At 45.2% G+C, this 6,387-nt stretch carries 4 protein-coding genes; 1 reads left to right on the top strand and 3 read right to left on the bottom strand.

Annotation, left to right across the window (positions count from 1 at the left end; genetic code table 11):
• Window positions 1-1,494 (top strand): calcium-binding protein (locus QUB63_RS34150; protein WP_442921838.1); only part of this gene is annotated, 1,494 nt, incomplete at its 5' end.
• A gap of 383 nt (window positions 1,495-1,877) precedes the next feature.
• Here QUB63_RS34150 and QUB63_RS34145 read toward each other — a convergent pair.
• The 3 genes from QUB63_RS34145 to QUB63_RS34135 all read right to left on the bottom strand — a co-directional run bounded on the left by QUB63_RS34145 (window position 1,878) and on the right by QUB63_RS34135 (window position 6,370).
• Window positions 1,878-3,983, bottom strand: a complete 2,106-nt coding sequence (locus QUB63_RS34145; protein WP_332949828.1) for a hypothetical protein — start codon at window positions 3,981-3,983, stop codon at window positions 1,878-1,880.
• A gap of 2 nt (window positions 3,984-3,985) precedes the next feature.
• Window positions 3,986-4,276 (bottom strand): hypothetical protein, encoded by a 291-nt coding sequence (locus QUB63_RS34140; protein ID WP_332949827.1) that lies wholly within the window; start codon window positions 4,274-4,276, stop codon window positions 3,986-3,988.
• Window positions 4,277-4,408: 132 nt separating this feature from the next.
• The gene (locus tag QUB63_RS34135) at window positions 4,409-6,370 is read right to left on the bottom strand and encodes a hypothetical protein (RefSeq protein WP_332949826.1); all 1,962 of its coding nucleotides are present in this window, start codon (window positions 6,368-6,370) and stop codon (window positions 4,409-4,411) included.
• Between the last annotated feature and the right edge of the window lie 17 nt (window positions 6,371-6,387).

Here is a 6,387-nt window from a genome sequence, read left to right as displayed (position 1 = left end):
GCATCAGCCGGGACAACTGCTTCTGGTGCTGCATCAGCCGGGACAACTGCTTCTGGTGCTGCATCAGCCGGGACAACTGCTTCTGGTGCTGCATCAGCCGGGACAACCACGAGTCCCACAACGGGGACATTGCCGATACAGGTTCCGAGTACGAGTCCGAGTCCGACTGCGGGCGCGACAACTCCGAGCCCGAGTCCTTCGATCGTCCCGACTCCAACTGCGACAACCCCAACTCCTCCACCTTTCGGCGGGGGGCCGGTGCCGCCCAGTTTTACATCTCCGACTCCTAACGAGCCGCCGATCGTAGAAACTGGCAAGACGCTGACTGCTTTGCAGAATTCGCCTCTGTCTCTAAGCATTTCGCAGCCCAGCGATCCGGAGGGCCAGCCGCTGTCGATCGGAGTCATCGGAGTTCCCAATGCTACTTTCGGTCAAGTAGTTGTGGGTACGACTCCAGTTGCGATCAACCAAAAACTGACAGTTCAGGAATTGCTCGGCCTGAAGTTCCAACCTAAAACTAATGCGATCGGGTCAGCCGGTTCCTTCAGCTACAGCGTAGCGGACGACCAAGGCGGCACGGCGGCAGCCTCAGTCGCGATTAACATCAACTCTTTCAATACATCGTCAACCCTTCCGACGACGCTGCCGCCGGTGCTTGGCGATGATGGCATCGTATTTACGAATACGAATAATCTGCTGCCGACATTCATCGACGTACTGGCCAACGACTCCAGCCCGCAAAAAGGGCCGCTCAGCATTATCAATGTCGGCACGCCGAAACTAGGCATAGCTGTGAATCTCGGCACTCAGGTGCAGTTTATCCCCGGCAACGTAGCGGGTACAACTACTTTCACCTACAGCGTCAGCGACGGATTCGGGACAATTCCGGGTACAGGTACGATCGCCGTTTCAATCTTGCCGGCGGATAGCGGGCCTAACAGGTTGGTTGGTGGCTCTTTGCCAGATAATTTGAACGGTTTTGCAGGGGCAGATACTGTTGACGGCCAAGGTGGGAACGATACGATGAACGGCGGTTTGGATAACGACGTGCTTGTAGGCGGCCTCGGCGCTGATACGGTGACGGGCGGCGGCGGCAGCAATCAATTCCGCTATACCAGCCCTGCTGATGGCGGGCCGGCGTTTGATGCGGCTTCTTCGGCGGCAATCAATGCTGCGATCGCGGCGGGCGGATACGATGTGATTACTGATTTCACCGGTCTCGGCGTGCCGATCGCCGATCAGTTTAATTTTGCCCCCGGATTCCCGAATCTCAACAATGGCAGTCAAGTTCTGCTGAACGTGCAGACAACTGTTTCTGCAAATATTCTGGGAGGAAGTGCTTTCTTGTTTGCCTACGATTCCGGCGGCAATACTTACATCATTTATGACGGCAATGGCAATAATGTCAGCGGCGGCGATTCTCGCATTTTAGCGAAGTTAAATGGTGTAACTGGGGTTTCTTCTCTTTCGGGATTTGACTTCACATTTATTTAGGAATATAAGAGGTTTGAAACCGCAGATCAACGCCGATAAACGTCGATTTCGTTGGCAGTTTATCTGCGTTTATTTGCGTTCATCTGCGGTTAAAAATTAAATCTCATTATCTTCAGAAAACAATCCCAATAAAGGGCCAAGCATAGCACCGAACTTTGAGAAATATCAGAGGTTTGAAACCGCAGATCAACGCCGATAAACGCAGATGTAACCCACCTTCGGCATCCTCTACTGTCACAATCGCTTTTTTCGGAATTTTGAGAACAAATCAAGTTACTTTTTAGACAAAGTACAAGGAAATCATTGTGACCATCGCCAGTCCAAAATATTCACTCATCCCAAAATTCGTGGTGTGACACGATCGCGAGTGCCGAAGATGGGTTTCAACTACAAGCCCCACAGGCTGGACAGATAAAGCTTTTAGTATCTTTATCACTCCGACAAGGGATTGCTAATACGTTTCTACCGAAAATGCGATCGACAGATCCTACTTGTCGATCGTACCATGAGTTAAGAATACCTGAATCAGAGAGTTTGATGTATGGGTAACGCTCGCTACACTTGCGACAAATTCGCGTTCCCCACTCGGTTCCGCAATCATCATTGCCACTCTTACAATCACAACGGAAGCACTGGCTATCTAGAGGCTCAAGGCGATCGCTTTTCTTGTAACAGGTTGGACAAGTTAACAATGGCTTAAATCGTTCTTCTGTTCGAGCCGGGAAGCTATTCAGATTCTGTAATTCAAGTAGTTCTCCTTTAGCTTGCGATCCACGAGCTTTAGCTTGATTAATTAGTTTTGAGAGACGATTATCAAAATCCACCTGGTCTTCTGGTTTAGGTGAACAAAGTAATTTATAATGTCGTCCTTCCTGAATAATCCATGAATTTTCTTCCAGCAGTGACGGATGTATTGGCTCCTCAATTGTGAAAGGATAGATTTGACAGTATTGACTATAGAGCCACCATTGAATAGCACGAGCAATACGCTCAACACTGAGAATATCTAGTGGGCTAACAGGTAATACAGCCAAGGGTTTTTTTAAACTATTAATCTGTTGTTGGAGTAACTGAGGTAACTTCTGTCGCTCATCCTCAGTTCCTGGATACAGAATTATTACTGGGCAGTTCTGGTTTTCAGAACAAGCCGAACGAAATTCGTCAAGAATAGGATTAATTACATTTGCATCTTCTGTAGCAGTTAAGGGGAGCATTAATGGAATTAATTTCAGATGTTTAATTTTGTCTGCTTCTAATAAAATAGTTCCATCATGCTGCCACCTCAAAGTTATGCTACCTCTTGGGCTGTGGAATTGAATCGAGCCATCTGGTTGCAAACAAAGCAGATCGTCAGCCTCAAATTCTAGGCCTCGATCATTTGTTGTTCCGTTACCTGTTAAAGCGCGGCTAATGAGAAGTAAACAGAAAGCTTCAAACCCCTTAAAGCCTTGTTTATAGGTTTCAAATATCTGTTGGGGAGTCTGTGTGTGGCCACGCTTCCACGGCATCCAAGCTTGCCACAACCTGTCCACATAGCGATAATGCCGATCGTCGATCAGAATATTAGTTCGTTTGAGGGTATTGCCAACCGTTGCCTGTTTGGGGATAGCACGATATAACTCAGTATCTAGCAATCCTCGTAGCTTGTATTGCAACTGTTTCAATAGTTTAAGTGTCTTGTCCGCTGTTTTCAGGGCACTTCCGGCTTGAAACTGCTCGCCCCAAAGGCTACAAATTCGGTTTCGGTTTCGCCAATGGATTTTTTGAGTGTCTTTAGAGAAGTCATCTGCTTGCTCTAACTCTCTTTTAAGAGCCTTCACTTCGATAATTCGTTTCTGGAGGTATTCCAGCAGATGATCGATTAATCGAGCGGTAACTTTGTTCTCATAAATATCTAACAGGTCTTCTCGGATCAGACATAAAACTCTCTTCGGACGTACATTCCGAAACGTTCGTTTCTCCCAGTCTTCTGTATGAGCCGACAAAAACTCTGTAGCATGGGGCGAAATTCTTTGCACGCGGGAGACAGGTAATCTGTCGGTTTCCATCTTGAGATAAGTTCTTGGACGATGACAAATTTCCTCAATATGTCCAATATGTCTCTCCAGAAGTTCCTCTAATCTTTGGGGACGAATAGTTTTTCCAATATCATGCACCAGTGGCGATGTATTTACCCATTTCTCCCATAAATTACCTGAGAGTTTATCGAGTTTATCTAGGGTTCCCGCAAAAAAGCCAAGGCTTTCCAACAGCAAATCAGAAGGAATTTGCCAATCAGGGAAAGATTGTTCCTTTCTACTTTCATCTAACACTCGTATTGAACAGCGTTTCCCAGTATCAGGAAAAATATATAGTCGGGATGGCGGTGAGAGGGGGACAGCATTGACTGTAGCTGTTTCTGTTTCACTATGAATCTGCCATTGACCCAACAATAACCGAGTCGGCATTTCTTTACGAGTCTGTCCAGTTAAGCGATTGTAAAACTGCATAATTAATACGTTCCTCGCTCAAGCCGCTGCAACTCCGATTCCATAATTTTAAATGACTTGACTGGTGAACCTGCGTCTAGTTCAGACCAGTATGTTTCTATCGTTTCCTTAAGTTCGGTCATATCTCCTAGTTGGATGTCATGGCGATCGCGCACTTTCCGCAAAATCTTAGTTGCCAGAATGTCGTCTGTCGCTTCAGTTAGGGAACCTCCTGCCGCAATCAAAACCGGGATGTAATCATTAATTTGACGTTGTAGTCGATTTCCCCAACCAATTTTGAATTTACTTTCCAATATCTCAGATAGGTAGCAATTCAGAAAGTCGAATGCTTTAGTAGCTTTACTCTGATGTTGTTTTTGAGCTTCCTTGAAAGCAGTTGTCAGTGCATTATAAGAGATGGGATATCTGGGTGAAAGTTTAGGAATCTAAAAGCTTTGCTGACTGCGTTCAAGTTCCATTACATGAGCGCGATCGTAAGTTTTATCGGCAAATTCTAAAGTTGTTTCATCCTGGTTAGCAGTTCCCACGAACCAGACGTTTGGTGGAATGATAAGTGTGTCATTCTTTTTGAAAAGTTGGGGTGAGGGACGTTCTAGATCGGTATTTAATATCAGTTCAGGGGCATCCTGTTCTAATTTGGAAAGAAAGTCGGCAAAATACTGTTCAGGGCGAGATAGATTCATTTCATCTAGGATGATGATATAAATTTGATCGCGGAATTCGGGACACTGAGCCTCGTACAAAGCCCTTAAAAACTCTGTTTCATAGAATTTCCCTTCAAAAGAGTTGTAGTAGCCAATTAAATCCTGGCGATCGCGCCATCCTGCTTGTACTTCAACCAGTTTATAGTTATCTCTTCCTCGCCGTCCTAATGCACGTGCGAAGGCAATAGGGAGACTGGTTTTACCCGTGCCACTGATACCTTGTAGGATGTGGAGTTTACTCATCGCAATCCCACCCAAGAAGGCTCGGATGTCCTGTTCTGAGTAGTACAACCGCTTACCCTTGGGAGATATAGCAATACGATAACGAAGGTCTTCAGCAAACTGTGCAAGATCGATTGATTCCTGTGAAAGTGTGGGAGCAATTTGCAAATTCTCATCTTTGTCCAGTTGGACACATTTCTCAAAGGGGCTACGCTCTTTAGATTGAGCGATCGCATCATTGACCTTTACCCTTAACTCTTCCAGCACTGCTCGAAGACGATTATTGCTAGCTTCTAAAGCTTCCTTTTCATCCCGCAACGTTTCCAAATTAAGAACTGCGATTCGATTAGTGGCTGCTGAACGCTCTAATTCCTGTACTTTTGTGCTCAGTCGAAAACGTTCTGCTTCCCACTGTTCTTTCTGAGCCTCCAAATCTTCCAAGCGTCTCGCAGCAGCTTCTGTAGGACGTTCAGCTAATTTTTGATCTAATTCATTATTTTGTCGGCGCAAGTCTTCTAACTCAGCCAAAATCTCTTCTGGATTACGTTGCCCAAATCTCTTATTTGCATCAACAGCTTTGCGTAGATTTACTTCTAAGCTTTGTTGTAGTTTTTGTGATTCCTCATACCGTTCTTTCCAAATTCGCAAATTAGCTTCAAGGCTCTCAACTTTTGCGACTGCACGTTGAGCTAATTTTTCTTCAAAAGATTGTCGCTCTTCGTCCAGTAACTCACGGTCAATTTCTAACCTGTTTTGCTCATTCCTCAATGCTCTGCGATCTGCAATTAGTTGTTGCCGCTCTTGCTCAAATTCCTGTCTTTCTGTAAAAATCTTCTGCTCAAATTCAGCATACTTTTGACCAATTTCTTCTGTCAGTTGTTGCTGGATCTCGACCTTCGTGCTCAGAGCTTGCGCGAGCTCTTGGCTGACTTGTGCAATCTGTTGTTCCAATTGGGATAGGGCAACTCGATTTTGGGTCAGAAATCCGGCTGTTGCATTAGCTTCCCGTTCTTGAAATTGGCGCTCTTGTTGGTTTATCTCTGCCAGTTGTCGATTCAGTTGCTCTCGCTCCTTTCCTAAGAGTTTAGATGCTTCCGTCAATTTCTGCTTCTGGTCTTCTAAATCAGTCTGCTTAACCTGTAACTCTTGTTTTTGGCTCTCAAGTTGCTGATTTTCCAATTCCAGGCGCTTGGTAGCTAAATCAAAAATTTCTGCTTTCTCCCAAAGCTGCTTAAGGTCAAAATTCTCTGGAGGGGATGAGTCTAATGTTTCTAAATCCTCTTCCGCAAGCTGTTCTAAAGCCTTGCCAGATAAGGTATTAATCTCCTCATTAGAGAAGTCGATTTTTTCTGAATTTGATGTTTTTATTCCCGCATAAGTATCACTTTTTGCATTTCCTCCTGGGTTTTTAACTCCGGTTTGATTTTGATTACCTGAAGATCCTTTTTTATTGTGAGCCATATTAATCCTGAGAAAGG

It is taken from the genome of Microcoleus sp. ARI1-B5, assembly GCF_036705795.1.
Taxonomy (GTDB): Bacteria; Cyanobacteriota; Cyanobacteriia; order Cyanobacteriales; family Microcoleaceae; genus Microcoleus.
This window is presented reverse-complemented; position numbering and strand designations above follow the sequence as displayed.